The organism is Metasolibacillus meyeri, from assembly GCF_003049505.1.
GTDB lineage: Bacteria > Bacillota > Bacilli > Bacillales_A > Planococcaceae > Metasolibacillus > Metasolibacillus meyeri.
Map to the genome: position 1 here is coordinate 1 of NZ_PYWN01000040.1, position 22,193 is coordinate 22,193.

Annotated in this window: 20 protein-coding genes and 2 riboswitches; of the genes, 17 read left to right on the plus strand and 3 right to left on the minus strand. The window is 38.7% G+C overall.

Annotation, left to right across the window (positions count from 1 at the left end; translation table 11 throughout):
• Positions 1-131: 131 nt before the first annotated feature.
• The 3 genes from hutH to thiW all read left to right on the plus strand — a co-directional run bounded on the left by hutH (position 132) and on the right by thiW (position 3,881).
• Positions 132-1,610: a histidine ammonia-lyase gene (gene hutH / locus C9J34_RS06995; protein ID WP_107839142.1), complete on the plus strand. Its 1,479-nt coding sequence runs from the start codon at positions 132-134 to the stop codon at positions 1,608-1,610.
• Positions 1,611-1,827: 217 nt separating this feature from the next.
• Positions 1,828-2,706, plus strand: coding sequence for a 5'-3' exonuclease (locus C9J34_RS07000; protein WP_107839143.1), 879 nt, complete (start codon positions 1,828-1,830; stop codon positions 2,704-2,706).
• A 96-nt stretch (positions 2,707-2,802) separates the two neighbouring features.
• Positions 2,803-2,911, plus strand: a riboswitch (TPP riboswitch).
• A gap of 475 nt (positions 2,912-3,386) precedes the next feature.
• Positions 3,387-3,881: an energy coupling factor transporter S component ThiW gene (gene thiW / locus C9J34_RS07005; RefSeq protein ID WP_107839144.1), complete on the plus strand. Its 495-nt coding sequence runs from the start codon at positions 3,387-3,389 to the stop codon at positions 3,879-3,881.
• 60 nt (positions 3,882-3,941) lie between these two features.
• Here thiW and C9J34_RS07010 read toward each other — a convergent pair whose 3' ends face one another.
• A complete protein-coding gene (locus C9J34_RS07010; RefSeq protein ID WP_107839145.1) occupies positions 3,942-4,451 on the minus strand; it encodes a C39 family peptidase in 510 nt (169 codons plus the stop codon).
• A gap of 109 nt (positions 4,452-4,560) precedes the next feature.
• On the opposite strand from C9J34_RS07010, the gene C9J34_RS07015 reads away from it, so the two are divergent.
• From C9J34_RS07015 to C9J34_RS07030, 4 genes are all read left to right on the plus strand, one after another.
• Positions 4,561-5,076 carry a sigma-70 family RNA polymerase sigma factor gene (locus C9J34_RS07015; RefSeq protein WP_107839146.1) on the plus strand — a complete coding sequence of 172 codons (516 nt, stop codon included), beginning with the start codon at positions 4,561-4,563 and terminating at the stop codon, positions 5,074-5,076.
• A complete protein-coding gene (locus tag C9J34_RS07020; RefSeq protein ID WP_153062617.1) occupies positions 5,057-6,304 on the plus strand; it encodes a hypothetical protein in 1,248 nt (415 codons plus the stop codon). The genes C9J34_RS07015 and C9J34_RS07020 overlap by 20 nt, the downstream gene beginning before the upstream one ends.
• Before the next feature lie 95 nt (positions 6,305-6,399).
• Complete coding sequence (locus tag C9J34_RS07025) at positions 6,400-7,263, plus strand: DMT family transporter (RefSeq protein ID WP_107839148.1); 864 nt, start codon at positions 6,400-6,402, stop codon at positions 7,261-7,263.
• 320 nt (positions 7,264-7,583) lie between these two features.
• A complete protein-coding gene (locus tag C9J34_RS07030; protein WP_107839149.1) occupies positions 7,584-10,538 on the plus strand; it encodes an EAL domain-containing protein in 2,955 nt (984 codons plus the stop codon).
• Positions 10,539-10,726: 188 nt separating this feature from the next.
• Here the strand turns inward: C9J34_RS07030 and C9J34_RS07035 are convergent, their stop codons facing one another.
• Entirely contained in the window at positions 10,727-11,044 is a 318-nt protein-coding gene (locus C9J34_RS07035; protein WP_107839150.1) for a thioredoxin family protein, read from the minus strand.
• Positions 11,045-11,373: 329 nt separating this feature from the next.
• Between C9J34_RS07035 and C9J34_RS07040 the strand changes: the two genes are divergently transcribed.
• The 3 genes from C9J34_RS07040 (at position 11,374) to C9J34_RS07050 (ending at position 16,811) form a co-directional block, all read left to right on the plus strand.
• Complete coding sequence (locus C9J34_RS07040) at positions 11,374-13,758, plus strand: 3-hydroxyacyl-CoA dehydrogenase/enoyl-CoA hydratase family protein (protein WP_107839151.1); 2,385 nt, start codon at positions 11,374-11,376, stop codon at positions 13,756-13,758.
• A 33-nt stretch (positions 13,759-13,791) separates the two neighbouring features.
• Positions 13,792-14,964 (plus strand): acetyl-CoA C-acetyltransferase, encoded by a 1,173-nt coding sequence (locus tag C9J34_RS07045; RefSeq protein WP_107839161.1) that lies wholly within the window; start codon positions 13,792-13,794, stop codon positions 14,962-14,964.
• A 74-nt stretch (positions 14,965-15,038) separates the two neighbouring features.
• Positions 15,039-16,811, plus strand: a complete 1,773-nt coding sequence (locus tag C9J34_RS07050) for an acyl-CoA dehydrogenase family protein (protein WP_107839152.1) — start codon at positions 15,039-15,041, stop codon at positions 16,809-16,811.
• Between the two features lie 182 nt (positions 16,812-16,993).
• On the opposite strand, the gene C9J34_RS07055 is transcribed toward C9J34_RS07050, so the two are convergent.
• Positions 16,994-17,443: an AraC family transcriptional regulator gene (locus tag C9J34_RS07055; RefSeq protein WP_107839153.1), complete on the minus strand. Its 450-nt coding sequence runs from the start codon at positions 17,441-17,443 to the stop codon at positions 16,994-16,996.
• Between the two features lie 125 nt (positions 17,444-17,568).
• Between C9J34_RS07055 and C9J34_RS07060 the strand changes: the two genes are divergently transcribed.
• The 7 genes from C9J34_RS07060 (at position 17,569) to C9J34_RS07090 (ending at position 21,956) form a co-directional block, all read left to right on the plus strand.
• Positions 17,569-17,925, plus strand: coding sequence for an arsenate reductase family protein (locus C9J34_RS07060; protein WP_107839154.1), 357 nt, complete (start codon positions 17,569-17,571; stop codon positions 17,923-17,925).
• Positions 17,926-18,002: 77 nt separating this feature from the next.
• The gene (gcvH, locus tag C9J34_RS07065) at positions 18,003-18,383 is read left to right on the plus strand and encodes a glycine cleavage system protein GcvH (RefSeq protein ID WP_107839155.1); all 381 of its coding nucleotides are present in this window, start codon (positions 18,003-18,005) and stop codon (positions 18,381-18,383) included.
• 66 nt (positions 18,384-18,449) lie between these two features.
• Positions 18,450-18,767 (plus strand): toprim domain-containing protein, encoded by a 318-nt coding sequence (locus C9J34_RS07070; RefSeq protein ID WP_107839156.1) that lies wholly within the window; start codon positions 18,450-18,452, stop codon positions 18,765-18,767.
• Positions 18,768-18,778: 11 nt separating this feature from the next.
• A complete protein-coding gene (locus C9J34_RS07075) occupies positions 18,779-19,084 on the plus strand; it encodes a thioredoxin family protein (RefSeq protein ID WP_107839157.1) in 306 nt (101 codons plus the stop codon).
• 59 nt (positions 19,085-19,143) lie between these two features.
• Positions 19,144-19,248: riboswitch (SAM riboswitch) on the plus strand.
• Positions 19,249-19,335: 87 nt separating this feature from the next.
• Entirely contained in the window at positions 19,336-20,361 is a 1,026-nt protein-coding gene (locus C9J34_RS07080; protein WP_107839158.1) for a methionine ABC transporter ATP-binding protein, read from the plus strand.
• Entirely contained in the window at positions 20,354-21,022 is a 669-nt protein-coding gene (locus tag C9J34_RS07085; RefSeq protein ID WP_107839159.1) for a methionine ABC transporter permease, read from the plus strand. The genes C9J34_RS07080 and C9J34_RS07085 overlap by 8 nt, the downstream gene beginning before the upstream one ends.
• 58 nt (positions 21,023-21,080) lie before the next feature.
• Positions 21,081-21,956 (plus strand): MetQ/NlpA family ABC transporter substrate-binding protein, encoded by an 876-nt coding sequence (locus C9J34_RS07090; RefSeq protein ID WP_107839160.1) that lies wholly within the window; start codon positions 21,081-21,083, stop codon positions 21,954-21,956.
• Positions 21,957-22,193 lie beyond the last annotated feature (237 nt).

Here is a 22,193-nt window from a genome sequence, read left to right on the forward strand (position 1 = left end):
AAATTATTTTAAAATATTAATTCTCTTTTTCTCTCTATTGCAGTAAAGGAATTTGTTGAAAAAATGACTAGAAAAATATTATTTTTTAGCTAATAATATGAGAGAGGAAACAAACTGAAAGGGATGACAAGATGATTTATTTAAATGGTAGTGAATTAACAATTGAACAAATGAAAGCGATTTTATATAAAGGTGAAACAATTGCAATTGATGAGACAGCAAAGCAACGCGTATTGAAAAGTCGCGAGCATGTAGAGCGCATTGTACGTGATGATAAAACAGTTTATGGTATTAATACAGGCTTTGGGAAATTTAGCGATGTAAAAATCGAAGAGGCCGAAGTAGGCGCATTACAAATTAATTTAATTCGCTCACATGCTTGTGGCTTCGGTGAATTATTCCCAGAAGTTGTGACACGCGCGATGACGGTGTTACGCTTAAATGCTTTATTAAAAGGTTTCTCGGGTATTCGTTATGAAGTATTAGAACGCTTGGCAATGATGGTGAACGAGAAAATTCATCCAGCTATTCCGCAACAAGGCTCACTTGGCGCATCTGGCGATTTAGCACCACTATCTCATTTAGTATTAACGTTAATCGGTGAAGGTGAAGTTTTACGCGATGGCGAAGTCTTGGCAGCTAAGGATGTATGGGACAAATATGAAGTAGAGCCAATCGTATTACAAGCGAAGGAAGGTCTTGCATTAATAAACGGTACACAAGCCATGACGGCACAAGGTGTTGTTAACTACATTGAAGCAGAGAAGTTGGCATATGCGAGTGAATGGATTAGTGGTTTAACATTGGAAAGCTTGCGTGGTATTAAAGATGCATTCCATCCAGCGGTGCATGAGGTGCGCGGCTTTAAAGAGCAAAGTGATGTAGCGGCACGTATGCGTGATTGGTTTGAAGGCAGTGAGCTAATGACATCACAAGGTGAAGTGCGTGTGCAAGATCCATATTCATTGCGCTGTATTCCACAAATTCACGGGGCAAGCTGGCAAGTATTGAATTATGTGAAGGAAAAACTAGAAATTGAAATGAATGCAGCAACAGATAATCCATTAATTTTTGATGAAGAGGATATCGTTATTTCAGGTGGTAACTTCCACGGTCAACCAATTGCTTTCGCGATGGACTTCTTGAAAATTGGTGTCTCTGAATTAGCGAACGTTTCGGAACGCCGTATTGAACGTTTAGTCAATCCAGCATTAAGCGAAGGGCTACCAGCATTCTTAAGCGCACACCAAGGTTTAGAATCAGGCGCAATGATTTTACAATATGCAGCAGCCAGCCTTGTATCAGAAAATAAAACATTAGCGCATCCAGCATCTGTTGACTCCATCCCTTCCTCTGCGAACCAAGAGGATCATGTAAGCATGGGAACAACAGGCGCACGCCATGCGTATAATATTATCGCAAACACACGTCGTGTTTTAGCGATTGAGGCATTTTGCGCAGCAACAGCCGTTGAATATCGCGATGTTGAGAAAATGGCACCAAAGCTACGTGAAAAATGGCAAGAAATTCGCGAAATCGCTGCAGGCATTACAGAGGACCGCGTATTTAATAAAGATGTAGAGAAAATTGCACAACATTTAATGCCTTAATAGGTAAGAGGAAGCTGCTCAATGAAAATGTGAGCAGCTTTTTGTGATGTTATTCTACGTTTTCAAGGATTTATTCCACGTTTTTCGAAGTTTATTCTACGTTTTCAAGGATTTATTCCACGTTTCAATTTTATCCCAAGTTTTCGATAGATGCGTTGCCTTGATGATGTTTATAGACGATATATGCTATGCTAATAAGTGAAATGGAGGAATACATATGGAAAAACCACATTTATTAATTATCGACGGCATGGCATTGTTGTTTCGCTCGTTTTTTGCCTCTGCTGCGATGAAGCAATATATTCGTTTGGATGATGGCACACCTACAAATGGTGTACAAGGCTTTGCACGCCATGTGTTGACGGCACAAAATTTAATGAAGCCAACGCATGTAGCAGTATGCTGGGATATGGGGATGCATACATTTCGCAATGATTTATTTGAAGGTTATAAAGCAAATCGTCCCGCACCACCAGAGGAGATGCTACCACAATTTGATATGGCAAAGGATGTCTCTGAAATAATAGGTTGGAAAAACTTTGGAATTAGTGGCTTAGAGGCGGATGATTTAATCGGCTCAATGACTGAAAAGTGGAAAGGCGATGCCAATATTACGGTCATTAGTGGCGACCGTGATTTATTGCAATTGCTAAATCCAGCGACAACGCTTGCTTTTACGAAAAAAGGCTATACGGAATATGATACTTACACAGAACAACGTTTTCGCGAAGAATATGGCATCACACCAAAGCAATTTGCAGAAGTCAAGGCATTTATGGGGGATGCAAGCGATGGTTATCCAGGTGTTAAAGGCATTGGTCCAAAAACGGCTTTGCAACTCATTCAAACATACCACTCCATTGATGGCGTATTAGCCGCACTTGATGAACTGAAGCCTGCGCAGCGAATGAAAATTAATGAAAATGTTGAGATGCTAAAGCTATCACATCAGCTGGCAACAATCAATTGCGATGCAGCAATTGAAGCAGAGCTGAATGAGCTAGTTATGCCAACCTTTAACGAGACGGTCGTAGCGCAATTAGAAAATCGCGGCTTGCGTTTAATTACACGTCATGCACGTTCATTAGGATTATAAAGTGAACCTTCAATCAGTGGGAGTCTCTCACAGCTTGTTACTACGAAATCACCATTGACGAACAAGAGAATAATCGTGATAATAGAAGAAAATTGTTTGTACCACTAGGGGTGCCTTTTGAAAGGCTGAGATGTATATGTAACTATGCAGACCCTTTGAACCTGATCTAGCTCATATTAGCGTAGGGAAGTGGCGACATTAAATGATATATGCTCATTTTATGCCGTCCCTCTTTATTTTAGTGGGTACGGCATTTTTTATTAGAAGGGAATGGAGGAAACGCCAATAAATCTGAAGAAAGCGCAGATATCTCAGGGAAAACGCAGATAAATCTTGAGAAAGCGCAGATATCTTGAGAAAAACGCAAATAAATCCGAAGAAAGCGCAGATATCCCGGGGAAAACGCAAATAAATCCTGAAAAAGCGCAGATATCTCGGGAAAAACGCAAATAAACCCTGAGAAAGCGCAGATATCTTGAGAAAAGCGCAAATAAATCCTGAAAAAGCGCAGATATCTCGGGAAAAACGCAGATAAATCCTGAGAAAGCGCAGATATCCTGAGAAAAACGCAGATAAATCCGAAGAAAGCGCAGATATCTCGCGGAAAACGCAAATAAACCATAAGAATCCACAAATAACTCTGAGCAATCTCAGAAACAATTGAATAAGAGGTGTTGTTGATGTCAGTTCGTAAATTAACAGTAATGGCATTGCTTGTAGCCATTGCAGTAGCAGGCTCTATGTTTGTATCGATTCCTACGGGGATTGCACGCGCTTATCCAATTCAGCACGCAGTCAATGTAGTAAGCGCTATATTGTTAGGACCTGTGCCGGCTGTTGTTATCGCATTTGTGACAGCATTAGTACGTATTTTTACAGGTACAGGCTCGTTGCTTGCGATTCCAGGCAGTGTGATTGGTGCCTTTTTAGCAGCAATTGCTTATAAATATAGCCATAAAGCATGGCTAGCTGGTATCGGTGAAATCATTGGTACAGGGGTGATCGCTTCATTAGTCGCCGTTCCATATGCTAAAATATTAATGGGGACATCTGTGACGGCATTATTTTTCATGCCAGCCTTTTTAGTATCAAGTACAATCGGTGCAGTACTAGGTGTAATTATTGCTGCAAGCTTACGGAACACAGTATTTGCAAAGCATTTTCAAACAATTTAAAGGTGAAACTTTAAATGAACGTAGAAAATAAGGAAAGTGGCTTTTCAGGAGCTACTTTCCTTATTTTTGTTCAATCTTCACAAAGCTCAACACATGCTTATTATCCTCATAGCGAAATGCGCGTATTTGACTGCTTCGTCCTCGGCCACCGTTATCATGAATAATCAAATAAAGCTCCTCATTTTTTCGTTCATAGCCAATTAACGGTACCCAATGATATTTAAATAAAGGCTTCTTTTTTGAGCGCCATTGCCAGCTGAAATATTGGTCAAATTTTAATGCGACAGGATATTCTTGTTCAAGCTGTGTCAAAGCTTCAGCGAGCGAGCAACTTTGAATCGTAAAACGAGTACCCAACATACTGCGTAGCCGTTTAATTAAACGCCATTTAAATAAACCAATTTTTGTTGTGCCGAGCTGTTTATATAACGCATTCACATCTTTTTCTATATTAAAATATTGCAAAATGACATGCACTGTTGTTGGTCCACACGCTGAATTTTGATAGTTTGGATGAACACTCGCATCGTATTGTGACTTTCCTTCTATATTATTTAACATCACACGCATTGTCATCCCTCCCCAGTTATTATACGTTTAAAACAAAAGTTAGTTTCAAGTTTGAAACCAAATCAATAAGTGCTCCGTCTAACGTGAAACGAAAAAGGAGGGATAGCCGTTGTCACAGCTAGAGCAGTTTATTCATGAGCATGGTGAGGAGCTGTTACGGCTCGCCTTTACATATGTCAAAAGCAAGGAGATAGCGGAGGATATCGTACAGGATGTGCTATTAAAGGCTTTTGAAAAGCAGCAAGAGTTTCGTGGCGCTGCGAGCTACCGAACTTATTTATATCGTATGACAATTAATCGTAGCTACGACTATTTACGAAGCTGGAGCTATAAAAACACTGTACTGACAATGAAAATTCAAACAATTTTTCAAGGCGCTAGCTCAGCGGAAAAGCAGGCGATAACCAATAGCGAGCAGCAGCAAATCGGTCATGCAGTACTCGCATTACCAATCAAATACCGTGAAGTCATCGTGCTTTATTATTACAAAGATATGAAAGTAGAAACGATTGCAGAAATTTTAAATTGCTCTGTTAATACAGTGAAAACGCGACTACGTAGAGGGAGAGAAAAGCTTAAATATAGCTTAGAGGGGAGTGGATATGATGAGCGATTCACAAATTAAAAAAGGAATAGATGCGGTAATCGGTGAGGAGCGTTGGCTGACAGAGAAGAAAGTACAAAAAATGCTGAAGAAGCCAAAAAAACGCCGCTTAATATCAATTATTCAGCCTGTTTTTGCATTGATTACTATCGCCTGTCTAGCCTTTATCATTTATTTGTTGCCTCCTGCGAGCGAGCCAATACGGCTTGGCAATGAGCTAAATATAGAGCAATTTGCAGAAAGGTTACCTAAGCCAGCTGCTGAAGCGGTAGTAGCTTATTTACAGGCCATTGTACAACAAGATTATGAGGCAATGGAGCAAGTTTCATTAACCAATGTAACTGCATCTAATAAAGAGATATTTTTAAAGTATGAAAATATTGATTTCAAAACATTAAAAATGATTAAAGTACAGTCACTTGACGCGGGTGATTTGTATCAAGTTTATATAGCGCACAAAGACGTAACAGATGGAGAAATATATATTCATACTTTAAAGGTTGGTCGATGGGGATTAAATGAATTTAAAGTATTGGAAGATATATATGAGGATTGGCTTGTTTTTGAACAGTTTGAAGCGCCAAAAACGTTGCGGCTAACATCTCAGGAGGCTCCAACAGCACAAATTGTTCAAATTGATGACTATCAGCCTGTAGCTGTCAATGTCCAATCACCTCAAAAACTAAATAATATAAATGCAATTGTTCATTTCATGAAAAAGCGTATTATTCAACAAGGCAATAATACGATTGAATACAGAGAGGTATTTGTAATACTTGAAAAAGACGGGCGATACTATGAAATTACTTCTTTCAAAGATGATCCACAAGCACAGTATTTTATTTTAGAAAGTTCTGCTACTATTCATGTGATAAATGGGGAAATTGGTGACAATTTAAGAGATGTCGATTATCAATTAGTATACTATAATGAACATATCGATAATTTTCAATCTGTAAGAGGGCAGTTGAGCAAAACTAACGGTCTAACTCCTTTTCAAACAAATTTGACTGATGAGCCTTTGTATACTTTTGATGGGGCTAACACAAATATTGCCTTTGTTCAGGACGGGGTATTAATGCAAACTACTATTTTAGATGCAATGGAGATGCCTTTATTGCTGAAAGAGTTGTTAACAGTGCGTATGGTAGGTGCAGAAGTTTTTGATATCCAGTATCAAGAAATATATACGGAAAGGTCAACTCCCTATTATTATTTACAAACTTTAGAGGAAGCATCTATGAAGTGAGAGGAGGAGACTTAATGCTTTGGAAACCATTATTTGAACAGGATGTACCAGCAAACCTTCGTTAATCATATTTTAACTAAACGGAGGCTATGAACATGAATCTATTACCATATGTTGCAGTGCTGTTCGCTGCTATTTTATGGGGAACAACTGGTACGACGCAAACATTTTTACAAGGGGATATTTCGCCATTTGCAGTGGCATGCGTGCGCTCGGCTATCGGAGGCGGCATATTATTAATTTTTGTTCTTTTTGTTAAGGGCATTCAATGGCAAAAATGGCCTTGGAAGTGGAACATATTGGCGGCAGTATCAATTGCACTTTTCCAATGCTTGTTTTTCTCATCTATTCGCTATACAGGCGTAGCCATTGGGACCGTTGTGACAATTGGTAGCGCACCTATTTTTGCAGGCATTATTGAGTGGCTTTTTTGGAAAGTGAAACCAACAAAAGTATGGGCGGTCTCAACGAGTTTTGCGATTGTAGGCTGTGTTTTGCTATTCGTAATTGGTGGCGATACAATTGTCAATAGCTTTGGTGTTATGCTCGCATTATGTGGTGGCAGTATGTTTGCGCTATATACAAATGTTAGCAAGCGATTAGCTGAAAAAGCGGCTACATTGCCTGCCGTCGCAATGACCTTTACATTGTGCGCTTTATTTTTAGTGCCACTTGCATGGGCTGACGGCTGGAGCTGGCTTGCTGCGCCATCTAATGCGCTATCAATGGTATATATGGGCATTATGACGACGAGTGTTGCGTATATATTATTTTTGAGTGGCTTGCGTGCAGTGCCATCTTCTGCTGCGGTAACATTAAGTTTAGCGGAGCCATTGACGGCTGCGTTACTCGGGGCGTTTTTCTTAAACGAATATTTAGCATGGACATCTTGGCTAGGTATTACTATGATTTTTGCAGGGATTATTGTTTTAACATTAGGAAATAGAGTGAAAGTTTGAAAATAGGGGCTGTACGAAAAGGGAAAAATCCTTTCGTACAGCCCTGTTTCTATATTAAATATACTATCTGGCGAGTTGCTATCGCACAAAAAAAATTGCGATCCTGCTTTCAATAACGTAAATATTCCTATAATATAAAAATATAACCATCATTATCGCCGAGGTTATGCTTTAAAGTTACTGTTCAGATACGTCTCTTTTTTTCAGAGATAATTATTAAAAATATTCATATAATTCTAAATACCCATTAAATAAAAAGTTCTTTTATACTATAATTAATACTAATAATAGTGCACTTTCTCATAGGGAGGGATGTAAGTATGAAAACGCCGAACAACAAAAACCGTTTCTTTAATGTGTTTTCTAAAAGAAAAGATGATGGTCATAGCTCATCATATGTGATGGAAACAACTCATGATGATTTACTACAATTTTATACTTCACTCGTGACAAATGATCCGGAAATTGTATTTGTGTTTTCACGGCAAGGAGAATTATATGTAGCAAGCCGAGAGAAGATGGAAGCGTTTTTTGGAACAGAAATCACATCCACAAACGACTTTCGAAAATTTACTTCTCCTCAAACATGGAAGCAATTAAAAATAAGCTTTATCAGTGCATTAAATGGGATGACCGAACAAGTGGATATTACTGTTCGCAATAAGCAGCTTGAAGAGTTACCACTTACTCTATCATTTGTACCTATTAAAGAAGGTGACCAAATAACAAGCGTCTATGTGAAAGTAAGCAACAATTTAGAGAAGTATTTACTTGAACAGCAACTTATTTTAAGTGACAAGCATCTGAATTATGCACAGCAGCTTGCACAAATAGGTAGCTGGGAGTATTTAATAGAAGGAAATAAGCTTATTTGCTCGGATAATCTCATTCAAATTTTAGGATTAAAAGAGGTCGACAGCCGTTCACTAGAGAATCTATTCCAAAATGTGCATCCTGATGATGTTGAAATGACAGTGCCAATTCTTGCGTATACAGACAACTATAAAACTGAATTTCGTATTATTCGCAATGATGAGGTGCGCTTTATACAGGCACATATAGAGATTATTGAGAAAGATGGAGCACCTTATAAACTAATGGGTGTTGTAAAAGATGCAACGATTGAACGCCAACTTGAAATTGCCTTAAAAGAAAGTCGAGATGAATATCAATATATTTTCGATCACTTGACTTCGGGTATTTGGATGCGTGAATCAATGGATGGCCCCTTCATTTACGCTTCGAAAGGGCTGGAAGAAATACTATGCCTTCCAACAAAAACGCTTTATGTAAATGATCAAGCTTGGTTTGAGCTTGTGAATGAAGATTATATCGATACGATGAATAAAGCGAAGGCACGTGTCGTTGCAGGCGAGAAGGTGCAAGAAATTTATGCAATTACTTGTCTAAATGGCGATAAAAAATGGCTGCTGGAACAAATCATACCTCGCTTTAATCAACAGGGTGACGTAACGAATGTATTTGGGCTGGTGCTCGATATTACGAGAGAAATAGAAATGGAGCAGGAGCTGCTATATTTAGCGCAATATGATGCATTAACAGGTTTGCCAAACCAAGCAAAAATGAGAAAAACTTTAGGCGAGTTTACGAAAAATAAAGAACGTTTTGCTATGTTAAACATTGATATTGACCGTTTCCATCTAATTAATAATTCATTGGGCTATTCAATCGGCAACGAAGCTTTAAAAATATTAGCGCAAAGATTGAGAGATATGACACCTAAAAATGGTGCAATTGCCCGAATGAGTAATAATAATTTTTTAATGCTTGTTCCAGATCATGCTAATAAAAATGATATATTAGCTTTGGCTGAGAACATATTAAAAAATATTCGACAGCCATTTACAATTCAAGAATTTGAGGTAAATGTGACGGCAAGTATAGGGATTTCATTTTATCCTGAGGAGGCATCAGACGAAAGAACACTGCTTGAAAAAGCACATAATGCCTTACAAGAAGCCAAGAAAAAAGGCAAGAATAATTACGAGCTTTCATCGCACGTTACAAATATCTCTACGTTTAAACAATATATGTTAGAGCGAGATATGAGAAAAGCAATTACTGAAAAACAATTTGCTGTATTTTATCAACCGCAAGTTGATACAAGAAAAGGGCTGTTAACTGGGGCAAGGGCTTATATTCGCTGGAACCATCCAGACTGGGGACTTGTTATGCCAGAGGAGTTCCTTCCCTTAGCTGAAGAAAACCATTTAATTAACCCGATTACCGATTGGTTATTAGAAAAAGTGCTTCAATCCATGCAAGCATGGCAAGAGGAGCAACTCCTATTAAAGCCGATTACCATTAGCATTCCGGCACTGCGTCTATTGAAAAAGGGCTTTTATGATTTAGTCACGCAATTAATAAAGCAGTACAATATCAATCCAGCTTTATTGCGTTTTGAAATAAATCAAAGTACGTTTTTACATGAAAACATAATTAGTGAATCTATTGAAGATTTTAAACAGCTAGGCATCCGAATTGTCGTTGACGATTTTGGAAAAGGATATTCTTCATTAGACTATATCCGAAAAATAAGACCGAATGTCTTGAAACTAAATAAAGTATTTATTCAAAATTTATTTGAAGAAAATAGTATTGATGATGCGATTATTAAATCGATAATCTATTTAGCAAAATCATTGACTATGGAAGTAATTGCTGAAGGTGTAGAAACTGTAGAACAGCTTGAATTTTTAAAGCAATTAGAATGCGATTATGTGCAAGGGCATATTTTTTCAAAGCCTGCAAAAGAGTCTACTTTCAAGGCAATTTTAAAAACAGGCTATGTGATACCAAAAAGCAAATATAAAAGGGCTGTAACAGTAGAAAGGCGACAATATTATCGCTATCGTTTCTCATATCCAGTATTAGGCTTTTTAACAATTACCGAATTTAATGGACATGCAATAACGGTCGGAAAAACACCAATTTTAATTGAGAATATAAGCTTAGGCGGCCTCAAAATATTATCTAACTTAAAACTGCCCGTTAATCAAGACATGAAATTTAATGTAACATTTAATATTATGGGCGAGCATTTTGAGATTGCGGGAGAGCTGCGATGGTGGGAAGAGAAACATGGAGATGTATTTGGTTATGGAATTCGCTTTATTAAAAATATAAATGTTGAAAATCGATTGGCTTCAATTATTAATAAATTAAGTGGCTATGAACGAAAAGCTGAAACCATCCCAAATACGACATTTATTTATAAAGAGCCACAGAAGTATTTCCGTGAGATGAAAAATTAAATGATGATGAAAAACTTCGTATTACATGCGGCTTCTCTAGTGCAAAAGTAGTGATTCGCTCATCGAACAGCGAAATTCGCTCAACCAAACAGCAAATTTGATCAATGAATAAGGAAATTCGCTCATTGATTAACTAAATTCGCTCAACCAAACAAAAAAACAAGCTCCCATCTGTCGGGAGCTTGTTTTTATGCTTGTGCGTCTAAAAACTCAGTTACTTGTGCAGGTGATTTAGCATTTGCACTATGTAAGTGCGCTAATTTTTCGCCATTTTTAAAGATGAGTAATGATGGAATGCCCATTACTTGATATTTTTCCGCTAATTCTGGGAAGTCGTCGCGGTTAATTGAATACCACTTATATTGGTTGTATTCCTCAATAATTGGGTCGATAAACATATCCATACGTGTGCAATCTGGACACCAGCCTGCGAAAAATTTCATAACGACTGCTTGATCTGTAGAAGTAAGCTCGTTAAATTGTTCTAATGTTGTTACTTGTTCCATTTGATTATCACTCCTTTATGATTAGTGTACACATTTTTATGAAGTAGCGAAAGAAATTTAGCTTAATCAATTGCACCGATTTGGAAAATTCGTCATGTTTTGTGATAATGCTTAACGAGCCTATTTTATATAGACTTCCTTTTCAAAATAGAAGCCTCTTTTTCAATTTTTTGAAAATAGCGTGAAAAAAATATTGCTTTAATGAAAGAAATAAACTACACTAAAGACAGAAAAGATGTTTTAAAATACTATTTTAGTAGTGAGCTATTTTTTTTCGCTACAAAATGAATGACTGTTCATTCAAAAGATTGCACAAGGGGGAATTACTCGTGGCTTACAGCATTAAAAAAGCAGCCGTTTTAGGTTCAGGAGTTATGGGGTCAGGCATTGCGGCACATTTAGCGAATATCGGCATTCCGACATTATTGTTGGATATCGCACCGAAGGAATTAACGACGGAGGAACAAGCGAAGGGGATAACGCTTGAGCATCCAACAGTACGAAATCGCTTTGCGCAAGGAGCAATGCAAAAATTATTAAAGCAAAAGCCAGCACCATTATCTTCAAAGCAAAATTTAGCTTTAATCACAGCGGGGAATTTTGAGGATGATTTAGAAAAGCTAAAAGATGTGGACTGGATTATCGAAGTAGTTGTTGAAAACTTAGACATTAAAAAGAGCTTATATGAAAAAATTGATGCGGTGAGAAAGCCAGGCACAATTATTACATCGAATACATCAGGCATTAGCATTAATTCGATGGCAGAGGGGCGTTCAGAGGACTTCCAAAAGCATTTCCTAGGAACACACTTCTTCAACCCACCGCGTTACTTAAAACTTTTAGAAGTGATTCCAGCAGCTTCAACTGCATCAGAAGTTATCGCATTTATGCGCGAATTCGGTGAAGATGTACTTGGTAAAGGCGTTGTAATCGCGAAGGATACACCGAACTTTATCGCCAACCGTATCGGTACATATGGATTGCTTGTGACGATGCGTGAAATGCAGGAGCGTGGCTATTCAATCGGTGAGGTTGATTCTGTTACAGGCCCTGTTATTGGTCGCCCGAAATCAGCGACATTCCGTACGCTTGATGTTGTGGGATTAGATACATTTGCACATGTTGCGAAAAACGTCTATGACAATACAACAGGCGAGGAGCAACAAGTATTTGCAGAATCACCAGTCGTGAAAAAGATGATTGACAATGGCTGGTTAGGTGCGAAGTCAGGTCAGGGCTTCTTCTTAAAGCAGGGCAAGGAAATTCTTGAATTAAACTTACAAACATTCGAATATGAGCCAGTGAAAAAACTGAAAACGCCTTCATTAGAAATGGCGAAGCAAGCAAAGGGCTTAGCAAATAAAGTGAAAACACTTGTTTACGCAAACGACCGTGTAGGGGAATTATTATGGAACGTATTTGCACCAACATTAATTTACTCAGCGCAGTTACATGGTGAAATTGCAGATGATATCGTAGCAATTGACAATGCGATGAAATGGGGCTTCGGTTGGACACAAGGACCATTTGAAACATGGGATGCAATCGGCGTAAAAGATTCCGTTGCGAAAATGGAAGCAGAAGGTCGAGAAGTACCAGCATTCGTTAAAGGTTTACTAGAAAAAGGCTTTGACAAATTCTACTCGGAAATCGATGGTGACTTAGCGTTTTACAATGGGACAGAATATGAAAAAGTACCGACAAACTCGAAAGTAATTGATTTAAAGCGCTATAAGAAAAAGCACGGTGTCATTAAATCAAATACGGGTGCTAGTTTAATTGATTTAGGCGATGGTGTTGCATTATTAGAGTTCCATTCACAATCAAATGCGATTGGCTTAGACATTATTCAAATGTTGAACTTTGCAATCGATGAAGTGGAAGCGAACTATAAAGGCTTAGTTATTGGTAACCAAGGTAAAAACTTCTGTGTCGGTGCAAACTTAGGCATGATTTTAATGGAAGCACAGGACGACAATATTTTCGAGCTAGACTTTGTCGTAAGTGCGTTCCAAAAAGCGATGCGCCGCATTAAATATTGCAGTAAACCTGTCGTTGCAGCACCATTCCAAATGGCATTAGGTGGCGGTGCGGAAGTTTGCTTACCAGCAGCACATATTCAGGCATCTGCTGAAACGTATATGGGGCTTGTAGAAGTTGGCGTTGGGTTAATCCCAGGCGGTGGCGGTAATATCGGTCTTTACCAAAAGTTCTTAAAAGGCTTGCCAAACGGTGTAGAAATCGACTATCAAGCAATCGCAACGAAAGTATTCGAAACAATTGCGATGGCTAAAGTATCAACTTCCGGTGAAGAGGCGCGAGAAAACAATTTCTTAAACTTTGCAGATGGTATTTCTGTCAATGCAGACCACCAATTATACGATGCAAAGCAAGCAGCACTTGCATTATACGAGGCTGGCTATACAGCACCGTTAAAGCACAAGGTGAAAGTTGTTGGAGCACCAGGCTACGCAACATTGCTATTAGGCGCGCAAGGCATGTTCCAATCAGGCTATATTAGTGAGCACGATTTAAAAATTGCCAAAAAGCTTGCTTATGTCATTGCAGGTGGTTTAGTACCATACGGAACAGAGGTAACAGAGGAATACTTATTAAACTTAGAAAAAGAGGCGTTTTTACAATTAGTTGCTGATCCAAAATCGCAAATGCGTATGCAACACATGCTTGTAAAAGGAAAGCCATTACGTAACTAATAAAAGCTAGTAGTAAAAAGGGGGATAATAATGATGCGTGAAGCCGTCATTGTAGCAGGTGCTCGTACACCGATTGGAAAAGCGAAAAAGGGGTCACTTGCAACAGTTCGTCCAGATGATTTTGGTGCACTTGTAGTAAAGGAAACATTAAATCGAGCTGGTTACACAGGACCAATCGATGATTTAATTATAGGCTGTGCGATGCCAGAGGCAGAGCAAGGCATGAACGTAGCACGTAATATTGGCGCATTAGCAGGCTTACCAGATACAACGCCAGCATTAACAGTCAATCGTTTCTGTTCATCAGGTTTACAAACAATCGCGTATGCTGCAGAGCGTATTATGCTTGGTCATTCAAAAGCAATACTAGCAGGTGGCGTTGAGTCGATGAGTATGATTCCAATGACAGGAAATACAATTCGCTTAAATCCAAAGCTGGCAGAGGAAGCACCGCAATATTATATGAGCATGGGGCATACAGCAGAGGAAGTAGCACAACGCTATGAAGTGAGTCGTGAAGAGCAAGATAAATTCGCAGTACGTTCACATGAGTTAGCTGAGAAGGCGATTAAAGAAGGTAAGTTTAAAGATGAAATCGTACCTGTTGAAGTGGTTCAGCATTATGTAGATGCAAATAACAAGCTACAGGAAAAGAAATTTACTTTCGATACAGATGAGGGCGTACGTCCAGGCACTTCAGTTGAAGGCTTAGCAAAATTGCGTCCAGCATTTAATGTCAAAGGCTCTGTAACAGCAGGGAATTCTTCACAAACTTCAGATGGTGCGGCAGCTGTTCTTGTTATGGATAAAGAGGAAGCAGAAGCACAAGGCTTAAAGCCACTTGCGAAGTTTTTAGGCTTTGCAGTTGGCGGTGTAGCACCAGAAGTGATGGGAATTGGACCGATTGTAGCGGTGCCGAAAGCGTTAGAAATCGCTGGTCTAGCACAGGAGCAGATTGACTTATGGGAAATCAATGAGGCATTTGCTTCACAATCATTGCAAGTTGTCCGTCATTTAGGCATTGATGAGGAAAAAGTCAATGTTAACGGTGGTGCGATTGCATTAGGGCATCCACTTGGCGCAACAGGCACAATTTTAACATTAAAATTAATCCATGAGTTAAAGCGTCGTGGCGGCAAATATGGCGTTGTGACAATGTGTATCGGTGGCGGTATGGGCGCTGCAGGTGTGTTTGAAATACTATAACAAAGCTAGATTGGGAATTGTGTGAGAATTGTGTGAGTGCCTGGCACTCACAATATTTCAAGGGGGAACTTATCATGACAAATATTATTAAAGGCGGAAGCTTTCTTGTAGAAGAAGTAGATATCAATCGTGTTATTACACCAGAGGATTTCACAGATGAGCAAAAAATGATTGCCAAAACAACAGAGGAGTACGTAGCAAATGAAGTACTACCAGTTGTCGAAAATTTAGAGCACCATGAGTTTGATCATTCTGTTCGTTTATTGAAAACAGCGGGTGAGCTTGGTTTATTAGCAGCTGATGTACCAGAAGAATACGAGGGCTTAGGCTTAGATAAAATTTCCTCTGCCTTAATCGCAGAAAAAATGTCTGTAGCGGGTGGCTTCTCGATTACACATGGTGCACATGTTGGTATCGGTTCATTACCAATCGTATTATTCGGTAACCATGAGCAAAAATCAAAATACTTACCAAAGCTTGCTTCTGGCGAATTAATTGCAGCATACGCGTTAACAGAGCCGGGTTCAGGTTCTGACGCATTAGGTGCAAAAACGACAGCAAAGCTAAACGATGCGGGCACACACTACGTATTAAATGGTGAAAAGCAATGGATTACAAACGCAGGCTTTGCAGACGTATTCGTTGTTTACGCTAAAATTGATGGCGACAAATTCTCTGCCTTTATCGTAGAGCGCTCATATCCAGGCGTTTCAGTAGGACCAGAAGAAAAGAAAATGGGGATTAAATCTTCTTCAACACGTACATTAATTTTAGAAGATGCGGAAGTGCCTGTTGAAAACTTATTAGGTGAAATTGGTCGCGGTCATATTATTGCCTTCAACATTTTAAATATCGGACGCTATAAATTAGGTGTAGGTACAGTTGGTGGCTCAAAGCGTGCATTTGAATTAGCTGTACAATACGCAAACCAGCGTAAACAATTTAATACACCAATTTCAAGCTTTAACTTAACAAAAGAAAAGCTGGCAACAATGGCATCACATATTTACGCATCTGAATCTTTAAACTACCGCACAGTAGGTTATTTTGAAGATCGTTTAGGTCAATTATCAGCAGAGGAACAAAAGGACGGCAAAGCGATTGCAGGCGCTGTAGCAGAATACGCAATCGAGTGCTCAATTGCGAAAGTATTCGGCTCTGAAACATTAGATTACGTAGCAGATGAAGCGGTTCAATTACACGGTGGTTATGGCTTTATGGCAGAATATGAAGTAGAGCGCATTTACCGTGACTCTCGTATTAACCGTATTTTCGAAGGTACAAACGAAATTAACCGTATGATTGTACCAGGTACATTTATGAAGAAAGCATTAAAAGGCGAGCTACCATTATTACAAGTAGCACAAAACCTACAATCAGAGCTATTAATGATGATGCCTGAAGAAGTAAGCGACGAGCCATTAGCACAAGAGCTATACTTAGTGAAAAACGCGAAGAAAATCGCGGTACTAGCAGCAGGTGCAGCAGCGCAACGCTTCGGTGTAAAATTAGAGGCAGAACAAGAAGTATTGGTGAAAATCGCCAATATTGCGAACCAATTATATGCAATGGAATCAACGGTAATCCGTACGCAAAAGGCAATTGAGCGTGATGGTGCAGAAAAAGCGACTCAAAAGCTTCTATACACACAAATCTTTTGTCAAGAAGCATTTGCTGAAATTGAAAAAGAAGCAAAAGACACATTGCTTGCTTCAGTTGATGGCGATGCAGGTCGCATGACGTTATCGGCATTACGCAAATTGACACGCAACAATCCATACAACTTAATCACGAAAAAACGTGAAGCTGCTGAAAAGTTAATTGAGGCAGAGAAATATATCGTATAATATGATGGGAAGGCTATCCGAACTTTTGGATAGCCTTCTGTTTTTTGTTTGGTTGGGCGAATTTAGTTGATGGTTGGGCGATTTCTGATGTTCGTTGGGTAAATTTGCCACTTGGTCGGGCGAATTTCACTATTCGTTGGGCGAATCGTTACTTTTGAACTAGGGAATAATCTTACTATTCGTTACTGAATGGGAACTAATATTTCACATAAATGCTGATCAATCATTTGAGCTGTGTATCTTTCAATAATGGGCTGTTCTCTAATGAATAAATGATTTCTCTCTATCTCGAAAAAAACATTGCGCCAAAATTCGCTAACGGCTTCTTTCGTATGGTCAAGCAAGAAAACGGCATATTTCCCACCTGAGAATCTCCCAACTTGTGCGGGGGGTGTGACAATAAAACCTTCACTAATCATCATGCAAACATCATAACGGCAGTCTTCTTTTGCCGTAATTGCAGGATTATCTTGTGGCATACCTAAAATAGTAGATTGTTCAAATACAGCATGTAACTTTGTCCATTCTTTAAAAGCTTCCATCAATTCTTTATTCTTCTCTCCACCATATTCTCCAACGCTTCGAAAATAGGCAATTCTTGATGCAGGTAGTTCTTCAATCGTTATGTTCATATTTTCCTCCACCTTTCTAGGATAAGGTAGTATGATATAAAATATTTTTCAAGCGCTTTTTAAAAGAATTTTGTGTGATGTATGATATTATTTTTAATAAGCAATGAAAAAGGAGCGACTAGCAAATGACAATTCGATTTTACCAATATCCAAAATGTTCAACATGTAAAAAAGCACAAAAATGGTTAGATGACCAGCATATTGCATATGAGTCGATACATATTGTAGAAGAAACGCCAACAAAGGAACAATTGCAGGCAATTTATGAGGCAAGTGGGCTACCGTTGAAGAAATTTTTCAATACATCTGGTATGAAATATAAGGAGCTAGGCTTAAAGGATAAGCTGCCAGAGATGTCAGAGGAGGAGCAATTAGCCTTGCTAGCATCTGATGGGATGCTGATTAAGCGCCCCTTGACAACAGATGGTCAAAAAGTGACGTTAGGCTTCAAGGAGTCTGACTTCTTAGAATCGTGGAAATAACGCGAATAGTAGCTTGTTTTTAATGAAGAAATATGGCAAACTGAAAATGAATGTATTACATATTTGGAGGGGTTTTCATGAGCACACCAACAGAATTACGTTATTCTAAAGAGCACGAGTGGGTAAAAGTTGAAGATGGCAAAGCACGTATTGGTATTACGCATTTCGCACAAAATGAACTAGGCGATATCGTATTCGTTGAACTACCAGAAGTAGGCGACGAATTAAAGTTGAACGAACCATTTGGTAGCGTTGAATCAGTTAAAACTGTATCAGAGCTATATGCACCTGTGTCAGGTAAAGTAGTTGAAGTAAACGAAGAGCTAGGTGATAGCCCAGAATTCGTAAATGAATCTCCATATGAGCAAGCATGGATGGTTGTTGTTGAGCTATCAAACACATCTGAAGTAGATGAGTTAATGACTGCTGAGCAATATGAAGAAATGACTGCAGAATAAAACATAAAAAACACCAAAGTCCATGCTGGATTTTGGTGTTTTGGCATATATGAAAGGGGAATTCTAATGATTTGTATGGTTGTGGAAGGGCGTTCTGATAAATTAAAGCTTGAGCAAGTGATTGCGGAAGAAGCGATTATTTTATGTACAAATGGAACGATGAGCGAAGACGGTTTGCTTGAACTTTTAGCACCATATGAGTATCTTAGTTTCTATACGCTTTTTGATGCAGACTTATCAGGGCAAAAAATGCGCAAGTTGATGAGGCGAATTTATTCGGAAGCCGTGCAGTTCGAAATTCCTGCACAATATAAGGAAGTAGCGGAAACCCCAACAGCTGTACTAGCAGCGCTGCTAAAAAAGGAAAATATACGAACAAAATAGGATGAATAGTAATGGAAGAATGGACAATTGAACAGTGGCAAGAGCAACGAAATAAACAAGGTATGCTTGCACTATATTTATATACACCGATCTGTGGAACTTGTGCCATCGCATCGAAAATGATGGATGTAGTAGAACAACTATTGCCTACTATACCAATCGGAAAAATGAATTTAAATTATTCTGAAAAATTAGCGGTTGATTTGCAGGTGGAAAGCGTCCCATGTCTAGTAATAGCAAGGGATGATGACAAAATTGAAAAAATTTATGCCTTTCAATCCGTACTAAATTTATATGAAATACTAAAAAGTAGTTGACGCATCATTTATATCATGATAAAGTACATTCATACTAAATTTACAAATTAAATAAAGTCCTCTTATAAAGAGCGGTGGAGGGAAGTGCCCTATGAAGCCCGGCAACCATCACATATGTGAAAAGGTGCCAAGTCACACAAAGTGTATACTTTGAAAGATGAGAGAACGGTTCATCATACATCTTGTTATGTAAAGCCTTTCTACTTAATCAAAGTAGAAAGGCTTTTTTGATTTTTTAAAGGAGCAGAGCGATGATTCAATTATCTAATATAACGAAAGTTTACAAAACGAAGAATGGTGATTTGACCGCTGTTCAGGGTGTCGATTTATCGATAGAGCAAGGAGAAATATTTGGCATTATTGGTTACAGTGGTGCAGGGAAAAGTACGATGATTCGTTTGCTAAATGGCTTGGAAAAGCCAACAACTGGTGAAGTCATTGTGAATGGTGAAAATATTGCCCAGGTTTCTGGTGCAAAATTGCGTCAAGCACGTCAAAAAATAAGCATGATTTTTCAACATTTCAATTTACTTTGGTCGCGAACGGTTGAAGAAAATATTTCATTCCCATTAGAAATTGCTGGTGTCAGCAAAAGTGAGCGAGCAATCCGTGTACAGGAGCTAATCGAGCTTGTCGGCCTAAAAGGCAGAGAACAGGCTTATCCTTCACAGCTCTCTGGTGGACAAAAGCAACGTGTAGGGATTGCCCGTGCATTAGCGAACAATCCAGAAGTATTGCTTTGTGATGAGGCAACATCGGCATTAGATCCGGAAACGACAGAGGCAATTTTAGAGCTGTTGCTTGATATTAATAAAAAGCTAGGGCTAACAATCGTTTTAATTACACATGAAATGCATGTTATTCGAAAAATTTGTCATCGTGTTGCAGTCATGGAGGCAGGACAAGTAGTTGAACAAGGCAAAGTCCTCGAAGTGTTCCAAAATCCGCAAGCAACGATTACAAAAAATTTCGTCTCACAAGTGTCGGACTCAAGTGAGACGAGGGAATCAATCGAGCAAATTATTGCGAGCTATCCAACAGGAAAAATTGTGCGTATAACATTTGTTGGGCAGTCGACAAAAGAGCCGATTATGTCGCAGTTAATTAAGCGATTTGATGTAGAAATAAATATTGTACATGGTGCTATTTCACATACCGCAAACGGTCCTTACGGTACGCTCATTGTGCATATCGATGGAGCTCAAGAAAATATCGAAGGTGCTTTACAACTACTTGCAACAAATAATATTCAAACGGAGGTGATTGAGCGTGGTTGAGCAATTATTTCCGAATGTTAATTGGGATAAGATGTGGCAAGCAGCCTATGAAACGGTTTATATGACGATGATGTCTACCGTTATTACCTTTATTTTAGGGTTAGCAATCGGTATTGTACTATTTTTAACAAGCCCGCATCAGCTTTGGGCAAATAAAACCGTGCATTTTATTACGGGGTCGCTCGTTAATATTTTCCGCTCGATTCCATTTGTTATCTTAATTATTTTATTAATTCCATTTACATTATTCGTTGTTGGGACAATGCGTGGAACAAACGCTGCATTACCCGCTTTAATTGTTGGTGCTGCGCCATTCTATGCACGCATGGTACTTATCGCCTTGCGTGAAATTGATAAAGGTGTCATTGAGGCGGCGCGTTCGATGGGTGCAAAAACATCGACGATCATTTTTAAAGTCCTGATTCCTGAATCATTGCCCGCGCTGATTTCAGGTATTACGGTGACAGCTATTGCACTTGTTGGCTACACAGCAATGGCAGGTATTGTAGGGGCAGGTGGTTTAGGACAATTAGCCTTTATTGATGGCTTCCAACGTGACCGCAATGATGTCGTGCAAATAGCAACAATTCTTATTTTAGTCATCGTCTTTGCCTTACAGTGGATTGGCGATGTCATTACGACGAAAGTCGATAAACGTTAGGTCTTTACAAGGGTACTTGTTGACATATAGAAAGTGAAAAAAGAGAGGAAGAAAGAATATGAAAAAATGGTTATCAATCTTATTATTATCAGTCCTTGCACTAGTATTAGTAGCTTGTGGTGCAAAGGAAAATGATAAAGAAGAAGCAAATACAGGTAGCAACACAGAAAGCGATAATGGCACAACAGAAACAACTGAGCCAACAAAATTAGTAGTAGGTGCATCATATGGCTTACACGATATTATTTTAGAGCAAGCAAAACCCATTTTAGCTGAGCAAGGTGTAGAGTTAGAAATTCAACAATATCAAGATTATGTATTACCAAACCAAGATTTAGAGTCAGGTGCTTTAGATGCTAACTACTTCCAACATATTCCTTATTTAGAGTATGAAATCGCTGAAAAAGGCTATGACTTTGTAAATGCAGGTGGGATTCATATCGAGCCAATCGCTATTTACTCGCAAAAATATCAAGCGCTTGATGAATTACCAGATGGTGCAACAATCATTATTTCAAACTCAGTTACGGACCAAGGTCGTATTTTAACATTGTTTGAAAACTTAGGTTTAATTACATTGGCAGATGGTATTGATAAAACTGCTGCAGTAATTGATGATATTGTAGCCAATCCGAAAAACTTAGTAATCGATGCAAGCTCTGCACCAGAAATGCTAACAACATACTATAAAAACGGTGAAGGTGATGCGGTTGTTATTAACTCAAACTTCGCGATTGACTTCAAATTAGATCCGATTAATGATTCGATTGCAATTGAGGGCTCAGAATCACCATATGTAAACGTCATTGCTACACGTGCAGGCGATGAAAATAGCGATGCGATTAAAAAATTAATCGACGTATTACATTCAAAAGAAATTCAAGACTTTATTTTAAATGAATGGGGCGGCGCTGTCGTACCAGTTGAAAAATAATCAAAGTAAAACCCGAACAATTTTGGCAAGGAACGTGTTTAAAGTGACTTGCTATTGTTCGGGTTTTCTAATTGTTTGGAAGGGGGAGCAAGCAGATTATTTGTGCTTGAGCCTCTTCTTAAACCTTTCCATCATCACTTGTGTTATAGTCATAATCTTCTCCTGAGTAATAATTCGGTGCAGCATATGTTTTAAAAGGAATTGACACAAATAACAATCTGTCTCTTATACACATCT

Bases quoted from the DNA above. Each gene is read 5' to 3' on its own strand.
- hutH (WP_107839142.1), top strand. From the start codon at position 132: ATGATTTATTTAAATGGTAGTGAATTAACAATTGAACAAATGAAAGCG.
- C9J34_RS07000 (WP_107839143.1), top strand. From the start codon at position 1,828: ATGGAAAAACCACATTTATTAATTATCGACGGCATGGCATTGTTGTTT.
- thiW (WP_107839144.1), top strand. From the start codon at position 3,387: ATGTCAGTTCGTAAATTAACAGTAATGGCATTGCTTGTAGCCATTGCA.
- C9J34_RS07010 (WP_107839145.1), bottom strand. From the start codon at position 4,451: ATGCGTGTGATGTTAAATAATATAGAAGGAAAGTCACAATACGATGCG.
- C9J34_RS07020 (WP_153062617.1), top strand. From the start codon at position 5,057: ATGAGCGATTCACAAATTAAAAAAGGAATAGATGCGGTAATCGGTGAG.
- C9J34_RS07025 (WP_107839148.1), top strand. From the start codon at position 6,400: ATGAATCTATTACCATATGTTGCAGTGCTGTTCGCTGCTATTTTATGG.
- C9J34_RS07030 (WP_107839149.1), top strand. From the start codon at position 7,584: ATGAAAACGCCGAACAACAAAAACCGTTTCTTTAATGTGTTTTCTAAA.
- C9J34_RS07035 (WP_107839150.1), bottom strand. From the start codon at position 11,044: ATGGAACAAGTAACAACATTAGAACAATTTAACGAGCTTACTTCTACA.
- C9J34_RS07045 (WP_107839161.1), top strand. From the start codon at position 13,792: ATGCGTGAAGCCGTCATTGTAGCAGGTGCTCGTACACCGATTGGAAAA.
- C9J34_RS07050 (WP_107839152.1), top strand. From the start codon at position 15,039: ATGACAAATATTATTAAAGGCGGAAGCTTTCTTGTAGAAGAAGTAGAT.
- C9J34_RS07055 (WP_107839153.1), bottom strand. From the start codon at position 17,443: ATGAACATAACGATTGAAGAACTACCTGCATCAAGAATTGCCTATTTT.
- C9J34_RS07060 (WP_107839154.1), top strand. From the start codon at position 17,569: ATGACAATTCGATTTTACCAATATCCAAAATGTTCAACATGTAAAAAA.
- gcvH (WP_107839155.1), top strand. From the start codon at position 18,003: ATGAGCACACCAACAGAATTACGTTATTCTAAAGAGCACGAGTGGGTA.
- C9J34_RS07070 (WP_107839156.1), top strand. From the start codon at position 18,450: ATGATTTGTATGGTTGTGGAAGGGCGTTCTGATAAATTAAAGCTTGAG.
- C9J34_RS07075 (WP_107839157.1), top strand. From the start codon at position 18,779: ATGGAAGAATGGACAATTGAACAGTGGCAAGAGCAACGAAATAAACAA.
- C9J34_RS07080 (WP_107839158.1), top strand. From the start codon at position 19,336: ATGATTCAATTATCTAATATAACGAAAGTTTACAAAACGAAGAATGGT.
- C9J34_RS07090 (WP_107839160.1), top strand. From the start codon at position 21,081: ATGAAAAAATGGTTATCAATCTTATTATTATCAGTCCTTGCACTAGTA.